We start from the raw sequence: 18,613 nt of genomic DNA, 5'->3' as shown, positions 1-18,613 counted from the left end.
GCTAATCAGTTTCAAATTTGACAATCAAATTTCCATTGCCCAATGCCGTTGCAAGTCCGGTTGGGTTATCAATGTAACCCAACTTTGTATAGCTGTATGAGGTGTTGAAACCTTTGTAAAACAACACCAAAGTATTAGTTCCGTAAAGTGTTAAATCGCCTGCTTTAATATCGCCGCCAACGGACGCATTTGTGGGAAGTGGGTTGGGCAAGTCGAAGTACTTTTCGTTGTTGTTTAAATCCGTCATATTGACGGTAAGCGGGAAAAGTGCTTTAAACGCCGTTGCACCCGGATTATCGTATAAGGTTGCGGTAAAAACTGCGGTGCCAACTGTAATTTTCATTTTAGTGGTTGAAGGGTTATTATTCGTGCTGCCATTATTCCGTATGGGCGTTGTGTCATCATCTTTACTGCAGGCAAAAAGAGAAATGCAGGTAAAACACATAAAAATGGCTGTGGCTATCTTCATCTTACACTGATTTAATTTCTTTAATAATTTTTGCAGGAATTCCGCCCACCACTACATTGTCGGGCACATCTTTTGAAACCACAGAACCCGCTGCAACCACTGCGTTTTCTCCAACCGTCACGCCTTGCAAAATGGTGGCGTTTGCTCCAATCCACGCATTTTTTTTGATGTGAATGGGTTTCGGAATGAGTGACTGTCTATCGGCAGGATGTAACGGATGACTTTCGGTAAGCAAACTCACTTTCGGGGCAATCTGTACATTGTCTTCAATGGTTATTCCGCCTAAATCCAAGAACACACAATCGAAATTGATGAATACGTTTTTACCGATTTTGGTATGTTTTCCGTAATTGATGTGCAAAGGCGTAAAAACCGTGACCGTCTCATCGATTTCAGTTGCGGTGATTTCACTCAGCAATGCTCTGACTTCACCTGGATCTTCGGTGTTGTTCATCTTAAGCAATAATGCTTTTGTGGCGAAAGAAGCTTCACGCATTTTATAGGCCTCAGAATCGTCTGAAGAAATGATTTCTCCGTTTTGTAATCTTTCAAAAATATCTTTTCGTTGCATTTTTCTTTATTTAATACAGCAAAGTTAGAAGAATCTGAAAGGTGTTTTGTTACAATTACAGCGCAAATAATGTCAGATATTACCTATTTTTGTTAAGCGTTTTTTAAATCTGAATAAATATGGCAGAACATCAAAAAGTAATCCTGCATAAAACAGCATCCATTGCTCAGTTTCCCAAAGATTTTCAAACTCAGTTTCATACCCATATTTACTGCCAGAGCGGAAGTGTGAAATTCAGTTTCAATGGCCGGCAATTTCACTGTAAAAAAGGAGAATTTATTTTTTGGCTCGCTGGACTTTCTATAGATGATTTATCTTTTTCGGCGAATTTTAAAGCTACAACGCTGTTTGTAGAAAAGGATTTGTTGACTCAAAATTTGCCGAGTGCCAATGCGAGTATCGACAGTTATACTCATTCCAAGGAAAATCCAATTCTGCATCCTGACAAAGACGATAAAGAAAAGATTTTAAAAAATTTTCAGTTGCTGTACGATCAATCACAGGAAACAAACCACCGTTTTTATAACGAACTGTTGAAACTACAAATGCAAATTTTCCTGTTGGAGATGTGGCATATTTTTGAAGATGAACTCGACCGGAAAAAGCGAAGTCTGCAAAGCGGAACTTTGTACCAACGGTTTTTACTATTGGTTCAGCAACATTGTATGAAAGAACGGGAAGTGCGGTTTTACAGCAATCAACTGAATATTACACCCAAATACCTCAATTATATCTGCAAGGTTAATACCCGAATTACCGCTTCGGAATGGATACAGCGTTATGCCAAAGAACGGATCATCCTTCTGTTGCAGAACAGAGAACTTAATATCTCCGAAATTGCCGATGAAATGGATTTTTCAAGCCGTTCGTTTTTTACGAGGTATGTGAAAAAGGTTTTGGGTGTCAGTCCGAGTGAGTTTCGAAACCGTGTGGGTTAAGATCGCATCGTTTTCAGTTTTCCTTTTAAATGCCCTGACTTTGGGTTAATTTTCGACACCGTACCGGGAAGTGTTTTTATTTTTATTTATTTACTTTAATTTTTTTTTTGAATCGTTGAATTTCTTTGAGATGTGACTCCTTTCAGTCGTCGAACCACTTCGTTAGGTTTGCCTTGAAGCAAAAGCAACCAAAAGATCAAGACCTGGATGTATTTAATGCAATGATAATTTTTATTTTATGTTCTTTTAATTCATTGTTTTTATTTAATTTTTGAATCATTGAACCTCTTCATGGTGTGACTCCTTTCAGTCGTCGAACCACTTCGTTAGGTTTGCCTTGATGCAGAAGAATTAAAAGTTTAAGACCTGGATGTATTTAATGCAATGATAATTTTTATTTTATGTTCTTTTGCCTTGATGCAAAAGGAACCAAAAAATCAAGACCTGGAAACTCAGGCTAAAATTATTTATAAATTTCTAAAAAATCTGAACTTGCGCGGATCTTAAGTTCTTTGCTCATCGTAATGTAAACCCGCGCTTCAAACACCAGATTTTTTTTAACTTGCGCGGATCTTAAGTTCTTTGCTCATCGTAATGTAAACCCGCGCTTCAAACACCAGATTTTTTTTAACGAAATTTCTTAACAATTTCTTAACGCCTTCGATTCCGAAGTCGGTTTTGGTCTATCTTATCAAATATCGTAACTTCGAGTGAAAAACGAAGTTGAGTATCAGGAAGTATTTAATTTTTTCTTGTTCTTTTACTTCAGCATTTTATTTTTATTTCGAATCAGTGAACCTCTTCGAGGTGTGACTCCTTTCAGTCGTCGAACCACTTCGTTAGGTTTGTTTTGAAGCAGAAGAATTAAAAGTTTAAGACCTGGATGCATTTAATGCAATGATAATTTTTATTTTATGTTCTTTTACTTCAGCATTTTATTTTTATTTCGAATCAGTGAACCTCTTCATGGTGTGACTCCTTTCAGTCGTCGAACCACTTCGTTAGGTTTGCCTTGATGCAAAAGGAACCAAAAGATCAAGACCTGGAAACTCAGGCTAAAAATTTAAATTGAATCCTAAAATTCCCAAAACTTGCGCGGATATAATCGATGACCTTATGATCTTAATTTTTGTCGCGCTTCAGACAATGGCAATTGACTCAAATCATTTATTTTTTATTGAATCGTCGAAACAAATGTTTTTTTTAACGGATTAAATTTAAATTTTCTTAGCGCCTTCGATTCCGAAGTCATTTTTCAGTCTGCTTTTTTACACAGCGTCACTTCAAGTAGTTTTGGAAAAATCGTATCGAGAAGTTTACTCTTATTCAGCATTTTTAAGGTTTAAGACCTGGATGTATTGGCTAAAAAATTATAATTATTTTTTTTCTTGTTCTTTTGCCTTGATGCAAAAGGAACCAAAAGATCAAGACCTGGAAACTCAGGCTAAAATTATTTATAAATTTCTAAAAAATCTGAACTTGCGCGGATCTTAAGTTCTTTGCTCATCGTAATGTAAACCCNCTCATTTTGGAACTTTTTGCCTTGATGCAAAAGGAACCAAAAGATCAAGACCTGGAAACTCAGGCTAAAATTATTTATAAATTTCTAAAAAATCTGAACTTGCGCGGATCTTAAGTTCTTTGCTCATCGTAATGTAAACCCGCGCTTCAAACACCAGATTTTTTTTAACGAAATTTCTTAACAATTTCTTAACGCCCTCGATTCCGAAGTCGGTTTTGATCTATCTTATCAAATATCGTGACTTCAAGTGCGGAACTGAATGAGGCGTATCGGGAAGTTTTGTTTGATGTGTCCTTTCATTTAACGAAGTTTTCGATGCCCATTTGTTATCGTAAAAATACCTAGACCGAGGAACAACAATTTGCACTATGCTGTTTTTTATGGCATTACGGGATCAGTTTTTCGAAGAGCAGTTTTTCGAAGAGCTGATAAAAGCTGTCTTCGGTATTCTGATAGGCGGTAAAACCCGCCCTGCGGCTGTTGGTCATATCCGTCATCACTTCGAGCGGTCTTCCGAGATCGAGATCGGTATGCCAGGCAGAAGCCAGGCGGTCGAGAACGGCTTCTTTTAAACTGTACTTTGCGGCTATCTGTTTCCAGAGGTCGGCATCGTTTTTCAGGATCTGTTCGAGCGGCCTGATTTCGCCGTTAAAACCTTCGGCTTCCACTCCAAACCAATCAGCCAAACGATACCAAAGCCATTTCCATCGGAATATATCTCCATTCACGATATTGAATGCCTGATTTTTTGCCGCTTCGGTGGTGGAAGCCCAGAACAGCTGCCTGGCAACCATCCGCGCATCTGCCACATCCGACAATCCGTTCCACTGCGCTTCCGAACCGGGCCAGATCATTTTCCTGCCGGTTTCTTTACAGATGCTTGCGTAGACGGCCAGCGTCGTTCCCATATTCATCTGGTTGCCTACCGCATAACCGATCACGGTGTGCGGACGGTGGACGCTCCACGTGAAGCCCTCTTTTTCTGCCGCTGCATAGACCTCATCTTCCTGGGCATAGTAAAAATTAGGATACGGAAGCCTCGGATGCTCTTCCCTAACCGGTGTTTCGGGAAGCGTTCCGCTGTTGGCATAAGCATCAAAAGGTCCGAGATAGTGTTTAAGCCCAGTCACCAATGCGACATGCTGCACTGATTTTTTAGGAGACAGCACTTCCAGCAGATGACGCACCATGGCTCCATTGACCCGGATATTTTCCTCTTCTGAATCTTTCCGCATCCACGTAGTGAAATACACATGCGTAGGCGCTATATCGTGAAGGGCTTTTTCAAGGCTTTCTTTATCAAGGAGATCTGCCTTTACGGGTATCATTTCCGGAATGCTGTCATCCGGGTTGCGGGAGAGACCGTAGGTGATCATTCCCTGTGCGATCAGTTCCTGTACGAGATTATTTCCGGTGATGCCGGTGGCGCCCACCACCAGTGCTGTGTGTATCATGATCAAATATTTAACCCAATACAGAACGTAAGTCCGTGCCAAACCCAAGATCTGCCGAATGAGTTTTTGGTCATACTGCGTTTTTATGCAATCTGCCAGCATACCGTTTCAATTATCTGAGCATCTTCCTTTATGAACATCAGAAACACCGACTGAAAGTAGGCTTATTAAAACATCTTTAACAATGCGAAATAATATTATCTTTGATTTTTACAAACGCTATGAATTCTATTACCATCAAAGAATTTTACCAGGATATTCTGGGAGACAGCTGTCCGGATATCCATCAGTTTCTGAACGACAATCTTCACAAAGATGTGGGTCACTTCAATGTTTTTGATATTGCGGAGATCGCCAGGACGTGTACCGCTAAAACCGGAATGCCCTACAACCGACGGACGTATTATAAAATAAGCCTCATCAACGGTAAAAACAGAGTGGAATATGCTGACAAAACCATTGAGATTGATGACTGCGCCGTCCTGTTTGCCTCACCGAAAATCCCGTACAACTATACGCATCTCACTACGGAGCAGAGCGGACACTTCTGCGTTTTTACCAAAGACTTTTTGCCGGCTTCAAAAACCGGTCCGGAACTCGATCTTCTTCCTGCGTTTTCGCCACACAGCGATTTTATCTACCATATCTCCACAGAACAGTTTCAGCAATTTGAGGCAGTATTTCTGAAAATGCACAATGAAATTCAGTCAGATTACCTCTACAAATATGACCTTCTGAGAAATTACCTGATGGAACTGATTCACTTCGGGCAGAAACTACAGCCTGTGATGCCTGCCGGAAACAGCAAAACCGCAGCTTCCAGAACGACCACCCTGTTTATCGAACTGCTGGAAAGACAGTTTCCAATTGAAAATACCAGCCAGATTCTGCAGCTCAGAACGCCGGCAGATTTTGCAGGAATTCTTGGCGTTCACGTCAATCACCTCAACCGGGTTTTAAAGGAAACCACCGGAAAAACGACCGGCGAGATCATCGGAAGCCGCATCTTTCAGGAAGGAAAAATGCTGCTGACCCAAACCCAGTGGAATATTTCTGAAATTGCCTTTACTCTTGGCTTTGAAGAGGTTGCCCATTTCTCCAATTTCTTTAAAAAATACAGTCAGCAGTCGCCGCAAAACTTCCGTGAGCTGACAGCTGTTTGATTTTTACAAACTTTGATTTGATTTTTGCAAGAAAGACATGATCTGTTTTACTCAATTTTGTATCATTAATTAAAACAAAAAAATGAAAGCTAAAATCGCACTGGTAACAGGTGCAAGCCGCGGACTGGGAAAAGATTCAGTAACCGCCCTTGCCAAGAAAGGATTTGATATTATTTTGACGTATCAGACCAAAAAAGAAGCCGCTGATGCGGTTGTAAAAGAAATTGAAACCTTAGGACGGAAAGCATTTGCACTGCCCCTGGATATTTCTACAACAGCCGGTTTTGATACTTTTGCAGGTGAGGTCAAACAGCTTTTAAACACCGAATTCGGTTCGGCAAAATTAGATGCTCTGGTGAACAACGCGGGCGTCGGACTCAACAAAAGTTTTGAAACGACCACAGAGGAAATTCTGGATGCAATGACAAACATCCATTTCAAAGGTCCCTATTTTCTGACACAGAAATTATTGCCGCTGATGAATGACGGAGGCAGCATCGTGAACACTTCTTCGGGTCTGGCAAGATTTTCATTTCCGGGCTATTCTGCGTACGGTGCGATGAAGGCAGCGGTAGATTCTCTGTCAAGATACCAGGCTTTAGAGCTGGGAAGCAGAAAAATCAGGGTCAATTCGATTGCTCCGGGAGCCATTGAGACCGATTTTGGCGGTGGTGTCGTACGTGATGTCGCCGAGATGAACCAGCACCTGGCTGCTGATACCGCTTTGGGCAGAGTCGGTTTACCGGATGATATCGGAAGCGTGGTCGCTTTTCTCTGTTCGGACGATTCAAAATGGATCAATGCCCAGCGGATTGAGGTATCCGGAGGATTCAGGATTTAAAAAAAAATGATTGATTATTAATGGCTGATTATTAATGGTTAATGGTCAATGATTAAATATTAATTGTTAATGATCAACTTTTTTAAAGATGAATTATTAACGTTGATGAATGGTAAACGGTGAATAATTGCCTGTGAATTACTGCGCGGCATCTGATGTCTGATGTAATTTGGTAATTTATTCATCATTTACCTTTTTTTCTGATCACTCTTTATCACTAAAGAACATTACCAACTTTCACCATTAACCACTCATATTTCACCTTTCATCATACATTACTAACCAATCATATTTAACCCCTCATTATTAATCATTAATAACTCTTCATTCATAACTCTCCGTTGAACGGTACACTATTCAACTCTTTTTCTTATTTTCACAGGACAAATGATGAAAACCCTCTCTGTTGAAAATACTGATTATTGAAGACGAACCGGAGCTTGCCCAAAGCATCTCCCAATACCTTTCTGCAGACTTCTACCGCTGCGAAATGGCCGCAACATACGCCGAGGCGGTGGCAAAAATCGAAACTTTCCGCTACGACTGTATTATTCTTGATCTGATGCTTCCCGACGGCAACGGCCTCCAAATTCTCGAAGCGCTTAAAAACATGAATCAGCAGGAAGGTGTGATCATTGTTTCTGCCAAAAATGCCCTGGAAGATAAAATCACCGGACTCCAGCTGGGTGCCGATGACTACCTCACCAAGCCTTTTCACCTTTCCGAGCTCACTGCCCGCATTTACTCGATCATCCGCCGGAAACATTTTACCAGTTCGAACATCATTACCCAAAATGAAATTGCCATCGACCTGCAGGCTAAAACCGTCACCATTCACGACCGCGTGGTGCCCCTTACCCGCAAAGAATTTGATCTCCTCCTCTACTTTATCGGAAACCGCCACAAGGTGATTTCCAAAAGCACACTGGCCGAGCACCTTTCCGGTGATTTTGCCGATATGCTAGACAACCACGATTTCGTCTATGCCCACATTAAAAACCTGAAGAAAAAACTGCATCATGCAGGCTGCCTGCCCTACCTGAAAACCGTGTACGGAACGGGATATAAGTGGGAAAGTAATGGTTAATGTTTAATGTTTAGTGATTAATGATCATTGAATTTAACGGTATACTTTTAATGATCTATAATTTAATAAGAAACGATGTACATTTTTTAATTTTATAATGAAAATAAATGTTTAATGATCAGTGAATTTAACTGTATTTTTTTGATGATCTATAATTTAATAAGAAACGATGCATATCTTTTAATTTTTTACTGAAAATAGGTGTTTAATGAGAGATAATATTGTGAAGCAAAAAAGTTTTCTATTTGCAGTGAACATTGTGAATCTGTACAAATTTCTGATTACTGAAAAGAAAGAATACGTCATGTCTAAACAGATGCTCAGAAGCGGAACTTCTGTCGGTGCAATGATTCGGGAAGCTGAATACGCAGAGTCTAAGAATGATTTTAAACATAAAATGGCCATCGCACAAAAAGAAATCAATGAAGCCCTGTATTGGATTGAACTTTTGAAAGCGACTGACTATCTTGATGATAAATTGTTTACCATCATCCATACCGATGCTGTCGAAATTATTAAATTAGTTACTGCAATTCTCAAATCAGCTAAATTCAATTCGCCCTGAAAATTCTTCGTATCGAAATATATTTATCATGATGTTATCAATAAATAAATCTATCACTGATATTTAACCATTAAATTGATCATCAGACATTAAACATTGATATTTAACCATTAAAAAATTAAAATTTTGCTCCCACTGCTCAGTAAAACGACAAAACCTTTTATTATCTACGTGCTGGTGGTGCTGGTGGTGAGTATTCCGGTGTATTATCTGGTGGTGGATGCGGTGTGGACGCATGAGCTGGATGAGCACAACAAAATCGTCGCTGAGAAAACGTCGAACCAGATTAACCGGCTGAAACTTCCGGAAGATGAACTGAAGAAAACAATTGAACTGTGGAATGCTGTGCAGCCGACAACGAATATTCAGATTCCAAAAAAAAATGACGCGCTGACAGACAGCCTCTTTACGGTAGAAAAACCCCACGGCTTTCTGCAGTTTGAAGAGATCGACCGCTTCCGCTGCCTCTCGAAAATTATTCACCTCAACGGTAAACCTTACCGCTTCCGCGTAGAAACAAATATTGAGGAAAGTCAGGAAACCTTATTTTTTATCTCAGCAACAACGCTTTTGCTGTTCCTGATCATGGTCGGTGGCCTGTTGATTTTAAACCGGAGGCTTTCGGGTTCGGTTTGGAAACCTTTCCGCAACACGCTTGATCAGCTGAAGGATTTCAGCCTGAACCGTCAGACAGAAATTGCTTTTGAGCGTACCCAGATTCTGGAATTTGAGGAGCTGCATGATCGTCTGAGAAAAATGATCCGAGACAGCATCCGCATCTATGGCGTGCAGAAAGAATTTACCGAAAACGCCTCGCATGAAATGCAGACACCCCTCGCCATTATTAAAAACAAAGTAGATCTTCTCCTGCAAAGTGAAAATCTTACCGAAGCGCAATATCTGATTGCCGAAGACATTAACCTTGCCTTATCCCGAAGCGCGCGGATCAATAAAAACCTGTTGCTGCTCGCTAAAATCGAAAACCGCCAGTTTGAGCTGTCGGACATTCAGTTTGATAAGCTGTTGCGGGAAAATCTGGATCTGCTTGAAGAACATTTTTCACAGAAAGATCTGGTTCCTGAACTAAATATTTCTGAAAATATCTGCAGGAAAGGTAATGCCGGACTTACCGAAGTGCTGATCAGCAATCTGCTTCTGAATGCCATCCGACACACGGCAAACGGCGGAACGGTTGCTGTTTCGCTGACGGAAACTGCATTTTCTGTCGCCAATTCAGGAAGCGCCGAACTGCCCGGTGATATGCTGTTCAGAAGATTTTACCGGATGTCTCAAAACAACAGCGGAAGCGGTCTGGGACTGGCCATTGTGCAGGAAATCTGCCGTTCGCAGCACTGGACGGTTGGCTATGATTTTAAAGACCAGCAGCATATTTTCTCGGTACATTTCTGAAAATTCAGAATTTCTACAGAATTGAGGTTTAGTTTTGTCCGTTTTTAAAACGCACAAATTATGATCTTCTCCCGCAGCCGCTCATTTGCTAAAAGCCGCTTTTCTGTACTGATTTCGGTATTAAGCATCTACCTGATTCTTTCTACGCTGATCCGTCTTGTTTTTATCATCTGGTCGCACAGCGATGCTGATCTTAAAGCCGGTTCGATAGCACGTGTTTTCTTCACGGGATTCTGCTTTGATTACACTGTCGGTGTCTATTTTCTGCTGCTCTACGGCATATATCTCATGATCTGCCCGAAAAGATGGATCGGATCACGTTTTGACCGGATTTTCACATACGCCTATCTGGCAGTTGTGCTGCTTATCATTTATTTCAGCCTTCTCGCAGAGATTCCTTTCTGGGATGAATTTGGGGTTCGGTTTAATTTCATCGCCGTCGATTATCTCATTTACACGTATGAAGTGATTTCAAACATCAATGAGTCGTATCCGCTACCGATGATTGTTTTGATTCTGCTGGCGCTTATTGCAGCGACTTTCTTTATTTTCAAAAAACAGCACCGTTTCAGCGATGCTTTTTCAGATGCCATTCCTTTCAGACGGCGCCTGAATCTTTTCACCGCTGTCGTTCTGCCTGCACTGGCACTCTCTTTTATCCTGAAAAATAAACAGGCTGATTTCGGCAATAACCTCGTGATGAATGAGGCCGGAAAGAACGGTACCTTTTCTTTCTTTGCCGCTTTTAAATCGAATGAGCTCGATTATAAGACGTTTTACCCAACGATGGACGACCGGAAAGCCTATTCTTTGGTAAAGAAAAATCTGCAGCAGGACAATCAGAAATATGTGAGTCCAACATGGGATGACCTGTCCAGATTAACAGCCGGAGCCAACGAGCAGCATCCGAATGTGATTCTCATTGCAATAGAAAGTTTCAGCGGCGATTTCCTGAAAGCCTTTGGCAATACCGAAAATCTGACGCCCAATTACGACCGCCTCGCCAACGAAAGCATTTTTTTCACCCAGCTTTACGCGACAGGAACCCGCACCGTGAGAGGCATGGAAGCTTTAACCCTGTGCGTGCCGCCAACTCCCGGAAACAGCATTGTGCGCCGTCCCAACAATCAGAATCTTTTCTCCGTAGCTTCGGTTTTCAGGCAGAAAAATTACCATCCGTATTTTATTTACGGTGGCGACGGATATTTTGACAATATGAATACATTCTTTGGCGGACAGGGGTTTGATATTGTCGACCGCAACCGCGGGAATCCGCTTTCTGAAGACATCACCTCGCACCGGTATGCGATTTCGGATCAGGAAGTGAGTTTTGAAAACGCCTGGGGCATCTGCGATGAAGATCTTTACCGACAGTCGATAAAGTATGCAGACCTCAGCAGCCGTCAGCAAAAACCCTTCTTCCAGTTTGTCATGACAACCTCGAATCACAAACCTTATACTTTCCCAACCGGAAAAATCGATCTGCCACAGGGTGAGCGCAATGCTGCCGTGAAATATACCGATTACGCATTAGGGAAATTCCTTGCTGATGCCCGAAAAAAGCCCTGGTTTAAAAACACCGTCTTTGTCATCGTCGCAGACCACTGTGCGAGCAGCGCCGGCAGATGGGAAATCAATATTGACCGCCATCACATCCCGGCCATTATCTATAATCTTCCCCAGAAAGCGGAGCGTATCGACCGCCTGGCGTCGCAGATCGACCTGATGCCTACTCTCTTTGGCTACCTCGGCTGGCAGTACAAGACGAGTCTCTACGGTAAAGACATCAACCATACGGCAGCTGGCAGTGAGCGTGCTTTTATCGGAAATTACCGTACCCTCGGATTTTTAAAAGGTTCGGTCTTTACCCAGATTGATGACCGCAAACATGTAAAGCAGTTCACCGTTAAGAATGCCGGTGCTTCGATGACTGACATACCGCATAAAAACCAGCCGCAGATCGATGAAACGGTTTCCTATTACCAGACGGCGAGTGAGCGTTTTAAGAATGGGAAAATGAAAGCAAAGTGATGAATTAATGATGAATTATAAATGATTAATGATGAATGATGAATGATAAATTATAAATGATTAGTGATTATTGATAAATGATTAGTGATGAATGATGAATTATAAATAATTACGAGTATTTGAAGGGGGAAGCGGGAAACGCAATGCAGAATTTTTAGACAAATGGTTTATTGGTAATGGGTAATTATTAATGATGAATGATGAATGATGAATTATAAATAATTAGTGATTAGTGATAAATGGTGAATGATGAATGATGAATGATGAATTATAAATGATTAAGGATGAGTTTTTGAAGCGGGAAGCGGAAAACGAAAGGCAGAATTTTTAGACGAATGGTTTATTGGTAATGGGTAATTATTAATGATGAATTATAAATGGTTAATGATGAAATATTTTATGACGAATTATCGATGATGAGTCATGGGTTTGCTTCAAATGTTAATTGTGAATGGTCAATTTGAAACTGATCCCAATAATATAATCCTGAAACCGATATTTGAAAAGCGTTTTTGATACAGAACTTTCGACCTCTGATGATCAGCCAGATATTTCAAGGGCACAAGTGAAATGAACGGCTTGAAAGTAATTTTATAAGCTTCGTGTGAGCAGGGAATTATTTCCTTCCACTTACTATGCATTCTGACTTTTCTTTTCAAATATTCTCATATTCAGCAGCTAAAAGTTTAAATAAAAATATTGTGGGATTAATTGCTACATGTATTTATTTCCGGTTATTTTAAGCTCATTCAGGTCAAGATGAGATTCTGCTTTTCTTATTTCATCATCGCTGAATTCTTTTTCACGTTTCATTCTGAAGAGTTCCTTTCGCTGCTCTGAAAAAATATTCAGCATGACTTTATGATACTCATCAAGATCATTGCGTCTGTTGGTGCATGTCTCCAGCGATTCCAAATGACTTCGCTGCTGTACAATGTCGTTTTGAATACTTTTTTTATAATTTTCCAGCAAACTGTTTGTTTCTAAATTTGAAATGTATTTTTCATTCAGTTCTCTTACCGCAAGATTATCCAGCCGAATCCTTATGCTTGCCTGTTGCTCGTGCGAAGGCAAAATGGGGTCGATCTCGCCAATATCTGTGAATTTAATAATCAGTGGAAGCGTCAAACCCTGAAAAACCAGCGTTACAAAAATGACCACGAATGTGATCAGAATAATCAAATTCCGCATGGGAAAATGCTGCTGGTCATTCATCATTACCGGAATCGACAGGGCGGTTGCCAGCGAAACCACACCGCGCATCCCTGCCCAGCCAATGATCAGCGGATTTTTCCATCCCGGGCTTGGATCTTTTCTCACCTTTTTGCTGATCCATCTCGGAACGTGCGCAACAGGATAAATCCATAAAAGCCGCACTGCGATTACAATTAAACTTATAATCAAGCCATATCTGATGCCTTCCATTACCGTATTTTCGCCCAAACCGTTGATGATATCCGGCAATTCCAATCCGATTAATACGAAAACCAATGCATTCATCACGAAAACCAATGTGCTCCATACACTCGTCATGTTGATTCTTGTGATGCCTGTTTTAAAAATTTCATGCGAACGAAAAGACATAAACAGACCCCCACTGACGACAGCCATCACGCCGGAAAAATGAAAATGCTCGGCACCTAAAAACAAAATGTAAGGCGTCATTACCGTTAAAGCTGCATCAATGGCGGGCGTGGTTGGCAGGTATCTGTGTATTAAATAAATCAGGTGTGCCCCGAAGACGCCTACGACAATTCCCATCCCTGCTACCAGAAAAAACTGTCCTGTAGCATCTTCAACCGAAAACATTCCGGTGATCACAGCAGCCAGTGCAAACCTGAACACAATAAGCGAAGAGGCATCATTGATCAGACTTTCCCCTTCCAGCATTGCTATGGTGCGTTTTGGCACCTTTAATCCTTTCAAAACGGTTGTTGCAGCGATCGCATCAGGTGGTGAAACAATTCCGCCGAGTAAAAATCCCATCGCCAGAGTGAATCCGGGTATCAAAGCCTGAGAAGCAAAAGCCACTACGACGGAGGTGATAAAAACCAATCCGAAAGCCATTAATCCAATGGTTCTTTTCCATTTCCAGAAGTCGTTCCACGAGGTGTACCATGCAGCTTCGTATAACAGCGGCGGAAGAAATATCAGAAATATAATTTCGGGATCCAGTTTTAAAACAGGAACTCCCGGAATGAAGCTGATTCCCAATCCTGCGACCACCAAAAAGATGGGATAGGCAATTTTGATGCGCTGTGCCAGCATTACCAGCATCATTACGACCAGTAAGAGGCCGAGAATAAGAAGCAGATCTTCATGCATATTGTATACTTTTTATTTAATTTCTTATATTTTAAATATCTCCTGCCTTTCAGTTAATGCTGAGCTTACTTAAAAATGTCAGTATCATTACTTCTCAATATTCCTAACCTCTATACTTTTTAAAAAAACAGTATTCGATACAGCAGAATTCAGCAGGTAATATCAACATTCAAAAATACATGATTCTCTAATGAATTGTTAAACCTGATTGCATTTTAAGTGATTCAATATCATCTTTCCTTCAAATTATGATGGCCGATCATATTTATCACCTTTTCACCGATTCGTTTTGCCCGTTCACCGAAAACCTTTTTATTTCAGCAGGATTCCGGCTGATCTTTACATCAGAAAACAAGCAATAAAGCTTTTTACTATCACTTAAAATTATACTGTTATGAAAACAAAAATCGGAATTACAGAAAAAAACACTCAGGCTGTTGCAGATCAACTGGCAAAACTTTTAGCTGACGAAACGCTACTTTACATCAAAACAAGAAATGCGCACTGGAATGTTACGGGAGATAACTTCCACGCCAACCACATTTTTTTTGAAGAGCAGTACAAACAACTGGATGAAATGATTGACAGTGTTGCCGAACGCATGCGTAAAATCGGTCATTTTGCACCTGCTACAATGAAAATGTATCTTGAACTGACGCATCTTACCGAATACAGCGACCGAAACAATGATGGTTTAGGATATATGAAAGATCTTTTGGCTGACCACGAAAGCATCATCGAATTTCTGAGAGGAAACATCACACCTTTTGCAGAAGAATTCAAAGATTACGGAACCAGCGACTATATCACGGGTCTGATGGAAACCCATGAAGAAATGGCCTGGATGATCCGTTCCTACTTCAGATAAAAAGTTAATTCGCATCGATGACCATTTTAAACTGAATTTAAAACGGCTGCAAGGAAAAGGAATAATTATATTTGTGTAAACCATAAAAAAACATTCCTATGAAAGCGATTATCGTCGATGACAACGACATTGCAAGAACCACTCTGGCACATCTGGCAAAGCAGATTCCGAATCTCACGGTTGCCAGAGAGTTCAGCAATGCCATCGAAGCGTACCACTACCTGCAGTTTAACGAAGTCGATTTGATTTTTCTCGATATTGAAATGCCCGAAATGACCGGAATCGAACTGACAAAAAACCTTTCAGGAAAAGACACGCTCATCATTTTCACGACTTCAAATAAAGACTATGCACTTGAAGCTTTCGAACTCAACATCGCAGATTATATTCTGAAACCGGTGATGCCTGCAAGGTTTTTGCAGGCCGTCAGCAAAGCTCAGTCGATTCTTGAAAGCCGGAGGGAAAACGTGGAAATGACCAAAGATGAATTTTTGTTTGTGCGGGATTCCAATATTACAAGACGGCTGAAACTTGACGATATTCTGTACGCGGAAGCGATGGGCGATTATGTGAAGTTTTACACAAGAGAAAAAATGTTTGCCATTCACGGTAAAATGAAAACTGCTGAAGAACGTCTTCCGAAAGACCATTTCATCCGTGTACACCGCTCTTTTATCGTGTGTGTCGGAAAAATTGATACCCTTCAGGACGGTGGAATTATGATCAGCGGGAAGTTTATTCCTGTGGCCGATGCGTACAGAAAAGCACTGAATACCAGAATGAATGTTTTTTAGAATGATCATTATTATTTGTCTTCGTTGAAATACTTTGTCAGGTTTGGGAACCTGTCTCCACACTGAGTTTATCCTGAACCTTTCAGAGGGATCACAGTCTTTTTTGCAGACGATTCCGTATTTATCGGAATCTGAGCATAAGAAAAAACATTTCCGCTCAAGCCGTGCTGCAGGTTCAGTGTTACCATTCAAAAAATTTCCTGCTTTGGAAAGCTGTGAACAAGCGTCACCGAACGATTAAATAAATAAAAAATGATGAGGCACTTCCGGATAAAATTTAGAGAATTTTTTACAGGTGGTTTTTACAATGCTCAAGTCAGTTCCAACAATTCCAAATAAGTACAGGCACTTATGAAAAAAATAAGCTCAGTAATGGACAATAAGCGCTTCAGCTATTTCATTATCCTCACCTTTATTGCGGGTTCGTTGCTGCTGATCGCTGTTCAGATCAATTCTGCCAACAATACAAAGTCGCTTATTAATAATAATAATCTGTTGCTGAATGAGCTCCGTTCCAGCAATCATCTGCGGCAGATAGACCGCGATATTCTGGGTGTGGAAAGCAGAATCCGGGCATCTATTGCTACCAATGACACGACTCATCTTAATGGTGTTGATCAAAAAATAGATGAAGTAGAAAATTTTCTCGATTCCATTTCAAAAGACACTCAGGACAGCGGACTGGAAAAACTCATTCACAGACTCAGTATTCTGGCGATGGAGAAGAAACTGACCAAAGAAAAACTGCTGTTGCGGTACAACACTTTGGGAAATCTGGATGACCAAACGTCCATCGCCAATCCCAGAGCCCGAAAAATATCCAACGAAATCACGAACATCACGGCCAAAATTTATGAAACGCGACGCCTGGATATGGTGAACCTCAGCAAACAGAGTGAGCAAATGGGCCGAAAAGCCAGACTGTATGATGTATACATTTTGGGTTTGCTCGTTTTAAGCGGCGGGATTGTCGGTTTTCATATTCTCCGTCAGTTCAAACGTCAGAGATTACTGATACAGGAACTGGCTGTTGCCGAGAAAAGAGCAAGCGTCGCAGCCGAAACCAAAGAAAACTTTCTCGCCAATATGAGCCACGAAATCCGTACGCCTCTGAGCGGAATTTTAGGTTTCACCAATCTTTTGCAGAAAAGGAATTTAGACGCGACCTCTGCAGAATTTGTCTCGTCCATTCAGCGCTCGGGAGAAAATCTGATGGCGATTATCAATGATATTTTAGACCTTTCAAAAATCGAGGCGGGAATGATGAGAATTACTCCCGGCATTTTCAGCATCAATGGTTTGGTCAATTCTGTGGAGACTTTTTTTATTGAACGGGCGAAAGAAAAAGGGTTAAGTATTTCCAGCAACATCGATTCTTCTATTCCGGACACTTTGAATGGCGACGCCACGAGGCTTACGCAGATTTTGATCAATCTTATCGGAAATGCCATCAAATTTACGCATCAGGGCAGCATCAGTATCGAAATTTATAACAAACAGCATACGGAAAAAGAAGTAATCATCGGTTTCAAAATTTCTGACACCGGAATTGGAATCGATAAAGATAAACTGAATGAAGTTTTTGAGAGATTTAACCAGGGCGAAGAATCCACCACCAGAAACTTTGGCGGAACCGGCCTTGGTTTATCCATCGTGAAAAGTCTCATCCAACTGCAGAGCGGAAATATCGAAGTCACGAGCGAACAAGGCAAGGGAACGACTTTCGATTTCTTCATTCCGTATCAGATTGCTGAAAAACAGATTACTTCCACCTCTTCTGCTGTGAACACCCGATATTTCAAAGATACATCGAATGCGCCGTTGAAAGTTCTGGTTGTGGACGACAATTCTATCAATCAAAGTTTAATGAAACATCTGCTATCGCAGTGGAATATCGATTTTGAAACCGCTTCGAACGGTCTGGAAGCGGTGGAATATCTTCGAGATAGCGATTCCGATTTGGTTTTAATGGATATTCAGATGCCCCAGATGGACGGTTATGCAGCCACGCAAAAGATCCGGGAAGAGCTGAAATTAAACATTCCCATCATCGCGATGACGGCGCACGCTCTGGCCGGCGAACGGGAAAAATGCCTGAGCCGCGGCATGAACGAATATATTTCTAAACCCATTAAAGAGGAAGAATTATTTAAGCTCATTTCAAATTTCGGATTGCAGGAAAATGAAAAAAAGAATGTGAAAACTGATGACCTGGTTTCAGACTACAAAATCATTGAACTGAACTATCTGAAATCCATCAGCAATGGCGACAGAGATTTTGAAAAAACGGTTACCCAACAGTTTTTAGACAAAGTTCCGGTGCATTTGCAGGAAATGAACCTGGCGTATCAAAATAGAGATTTCAAATTATTAAAACTGCGGGCACACGACCTGAAATCGAGTGCTGCAATAATGGGATTACTGCCATTATTAGAAGAAAAACTTAATATCTTAGAACTCACCAATGAAGCAAATAAAACATCAGAAAAAGTTTTGGAAGAGATTCAGAATATCTTACTCAAATCGTTTTTTGAAGCGAAACTATTTTTACAGTCATTATCAATCTAAAATCCAA

General features: G+C 40.9%; 14 protein-coding genes. 10 read left to right on the top strand and 4 right to left on the bottom strand.

Annotation, left to right across the window (positions count from 1 at the left end; translation table 11 throughout):
* Position 1: 1 nt before the first annotated feature.
* Both ASG01_RS00620 and ASG01_RS00615 read right to left on the bottom strand, forming a co-directional pair.
* The gene (locus ASG01_RS00620) at positions 2–469 is read right to left on the bottom strand and encodes a cyclophilin-like fold protein (RefSeq protein WP_055858409.1); all 468 of its coding nucleotides are present in this window, start codon (positions 467–469) and stop codon (positions 2–4) included.
* Between the two features lies 1 nt (position 470).
* On the bottom strand, positions 471–1,040 hold the full coding sequence (locus tag ASG01_RS00615; protein ID WP_055858405.1) for a sugar O-acetyltransferase: 570 nt from the start codon (positions 1,038–1,040) through the stop codon (positions 471–473).
* A 119-nt stretch (positions 1,041–1,159) separates the two neighbouring features.
* On the opposite strand from ASG01_RS00615, the gene ASG01_RS00610 reads away from it, so the two are divergent.
* The gene (locus tag ASG01_RS00610; protein WP_238584489.1) at positions 1,160–1,978 is read left to right on the top strand and encodes an AraC family transcriptional regulator; all 819 of its coding nucleotides are present in this window, start codon (positions 1,160–1,162) and stop codon (positions 1,976–1,978) included.
* Positions 1,979–3,886: 1,908 nt separating this feature from the next.
* Here the strand turns inward: ASG01_RS00610 and ASG01_RS00605 are convergent.
* Positions 3,887–4,954 carry an SDR family oxidoreductase gene (locus tag ASG01_RS00605; protein ID WP_055861992.1) on the bottom strand — a complete coding sequence of 356 codons (1,068 nt, stop codon included), beginning with the start codon at positions 4,952–4,954 and terminating at the stop codon, positions 3,887–3,889.
* Positions 4,955–5,175: 221 nt separating this feature from the next.
* Here ASG01_RS00605 and ASG01_RS00600 point away from each other — a divergent pair, with 221 nt between their 5' ends.
* The 6 genes from ASG01_RS00600 (at position 5,176) to ASG01_RS00575 (ending at position 12,051) form a co-directional block, all read left to right on the top strand.
* Complete coding sequence (locus tag ASG01_RS00600; protein WP_055858397.1) at positions 5,176–6,117, top strand: helix-turn-helix domain-containing protein; 942 nt, start codon at positions 5,176–5,178, stop codon at positions 6,115–6,117.
* 82 nt (positions 6,118–6,199) lie between these two features.
* Positions 6,200–6,958: an SDR family NAD(P)-dependent oxidoreductase gene (locus tag ASG01_RS00595; protein ID WP_055858394.1), complete on the top strand. Its 759-nt coding sequence runs from the start codon at positions 6,200–6,202 to the stop codon at positions 6,956–6,958.
* A 406-nt stretch (positions 6,959–7,364) separates the two neighbouring features.
* Positions 7,365–8,045: a response regulator transcription factor gene (locus ASG01_RS00590; protein ID WP_055858390.1), complete on the top strand. Its 681-nt coding sequence runs from the start codon at positions 7,365–7,367 to the stop codon at positions 8,043–8,045.
* A gap of 208 nt (positions 8,046–8,253) precedes the next feature.
* Positions 8,254–8,610 carry a four helix bundle protein gene (locus tag ASG01_RS00585; protein ID WP_055858387.1) on the top strand — a complete coding sequence of 119 codons (357 nt, stop codon included), beginning with the start codon at positions 8,254–8,256 and terminating at the stop codon, positions 8,608–8,610.
* Positions 8,611–8,736: 126 nt separating this feature from the next.
* Positions 8,737–10,020 (top strand): sensor histidine kinase, encoded by a 1,284-nt coding sequence (locus ASG01_RS00580; protein ID WP_055858383.1) that lies wholly within the window; start codon positions 8,737–8,739, stop codon positions 10,018–10,020.
* A gap of 60 nt (positions 10,021–10,080) precedes the next feature.
* Positions 10,081–12,051: an LTA synthase family protein gene (locus ASG01_RS00575; RefSeq protein WP_055858379.1), complete on the top strand. Its 1,971-nt coding sequence runs from the start codon at positions 10,081–10,083 to the stop codon at positions 12,049–12,051.
* 714 nt (positions 12,052–12,765) lie between these two features.
* On the opposite strand, the gene ASG01_RS00570 is transcribed toward ASG01_RS00575, so the two are convergent.
* A complete protein-coding gene (locus tag ASG01_RS00570; protein ID WP_055858376.1) occupies positions 12,766–14,376 on the bottom strand; it encodes a Na+/H+ antiporter in 1,611 nt (536 codons plus the stop codon).
* Between the two features lie 394 nt (positions 14,377–14,770).
* Between ASG01_RS00570 and ASG01_RS00565 the strand changes: the two genes are divergently transcribed.
* The 3 genes from ASG01_RS00565 to ASG01_RS00555 all read left to right on the top strand — a co-directional run bounded on the left by ASG01_RS00565 (position 14,771) and on the right by ASG01_RS00555 (position 18,606).
* Positions 14,771–15,244 (top strand): Dps family protein, encoded by a 474-nt coding sequence (locus tag ASG01_RS00565; RefSeq protein WP_055858373.1) that lies wholly within the window; start codon positions 14,771–14,773, stop codon positions 15,242–15,244.
* A gap of 98 nt (positions 15,245–15,342) precedes the next feature.
* The gene (locus tag ASG01_RS00560) at positions 15,343–16,038 is read left to right on the top strand and encodes a LytR/AlgR family response regulator transcription factor (protein WP_055858370.1); all 696 of its coding nucleotides are present in this window, start codon (positions 15,343–15,345) and stop codon (positions 16,036–16,038) included.
* A 351-nt stretch (positions 16,039–16,389) separates the two neighbouring features.
* Positions 16,390–18,606: a hybrid sensor histidine kinase/response regulator gene (locus tag ASG01_RS00555; protein ID WP_055858369.1), complete on the top strand. Its 2,217-nt coding sequence runs from the start codon at positions 16,390–16,392 to the stop codon at positions 18,604–18,606.
* Positions 18,607–18,613: the final 7 nt, after the last annotated feature.

It is taken from the genome of Chryseobacterium sp. Leaf180 (assembly GCF_001424585.1).
Taxonomy (GTDB): domain Bacteria; phylum Bacteroidota; class Bacteroidia; order Flavobacteriales; family Weeksellaceae; genus Chryseobacterium.
The sequence above is the reverse complement of the archived record's forward strand: the minus strand, read 5'-3'. Positions and strand labels throughout refer to the sequence as shown.

Excerpts from the sequence above, each read along its gene's own strand:
- ASG01_RS00620 (WP_055858409.1), bottom strand. The coding sequence starts at position 469 with ATGAAGATAGCCACAGCCATTTTTATGTGTTTTACCTGCATTTCTCTT.
- ASG01_RS00615 (WP_055858405.1), bottom strand. The coding sequence starts at position 1,040 with ATGCAACGAAAAGATATTTTTGAAAGATTACAAAACGGAGAAATCATT.
- ASG01_RS00610 (WP_238584489.1), top strand. The coding sequence starts at position 1,160 with ATGGCAGAACATCAAAAAGTAATCCTGCATAAAACAGCATCCATTGCT.
- ASG01_RS00605 (WP_055861992.1), bottom strand. The coding sequence starts at position 4,954 with ATGATACACACAGCACTGGTGGTGGGCGCCACCGGCATCACCGGAAAT.
- ASG01_RS00600 (WP_055858397.1), top strand. The coding sequence starts at position 5,176 with ATGAATTCTATTACCATCAAAGAATTTTACCAGGATATTCTGGGAGAC.
- ASG01_RS00595 (WP_055858394.1), top strand. The coding sequence starts at position 6,200 with ATGAAAGCTAAAATCGCACTGGTAACAGGTGCAAGCCGCGGACTGGGA.
- ASG01_RS00585 (WP_055858387.1), top strand. The coding sequence starts at position 8,254 with ATGAGAGATAATATTGTGAAGCAAAAAAGTTTTCTATTTGCAGTGAAC.
- ASG01_RS00575 (WP_055858379.1), top strand. The coding sequence starts at position 10,081 with ATGATCTTCTCCCGCAGCCGCTCATTTGCTAAAAGCCGCTTTTCTGTA.
- ASG01_RS00570 (WP_055858376.1), bottom strand. The coding sequence starts at position 14,376 with ATGCATGAAGATCTGCTTCTTATTCTCGGCCTCTTACTGGTCGTAATG.
- ASG01_RS00565 (WP_055858373.1), top strand. The coding sequence starts at position 14,771 with ATGAAAACAAAAATCGGAATTACAGAAAAAAACACTCAGGCTGTTGCA.
- ASG01_RS00560 (WP_055858370.1), top strand. The coding sequence starts at position 15,343 with ATGAAAGCGATTATCGTCGATGACAACGACATTGCAAGAACCACTCTG.
- ASG01_RS00555 (WP_055858369.1), top strand. The coding sequence starts at position 16,390 with ATGAAAAAAATAAGCTCAGTAATGGACAATAAGCGCTTCAGCTATTTC.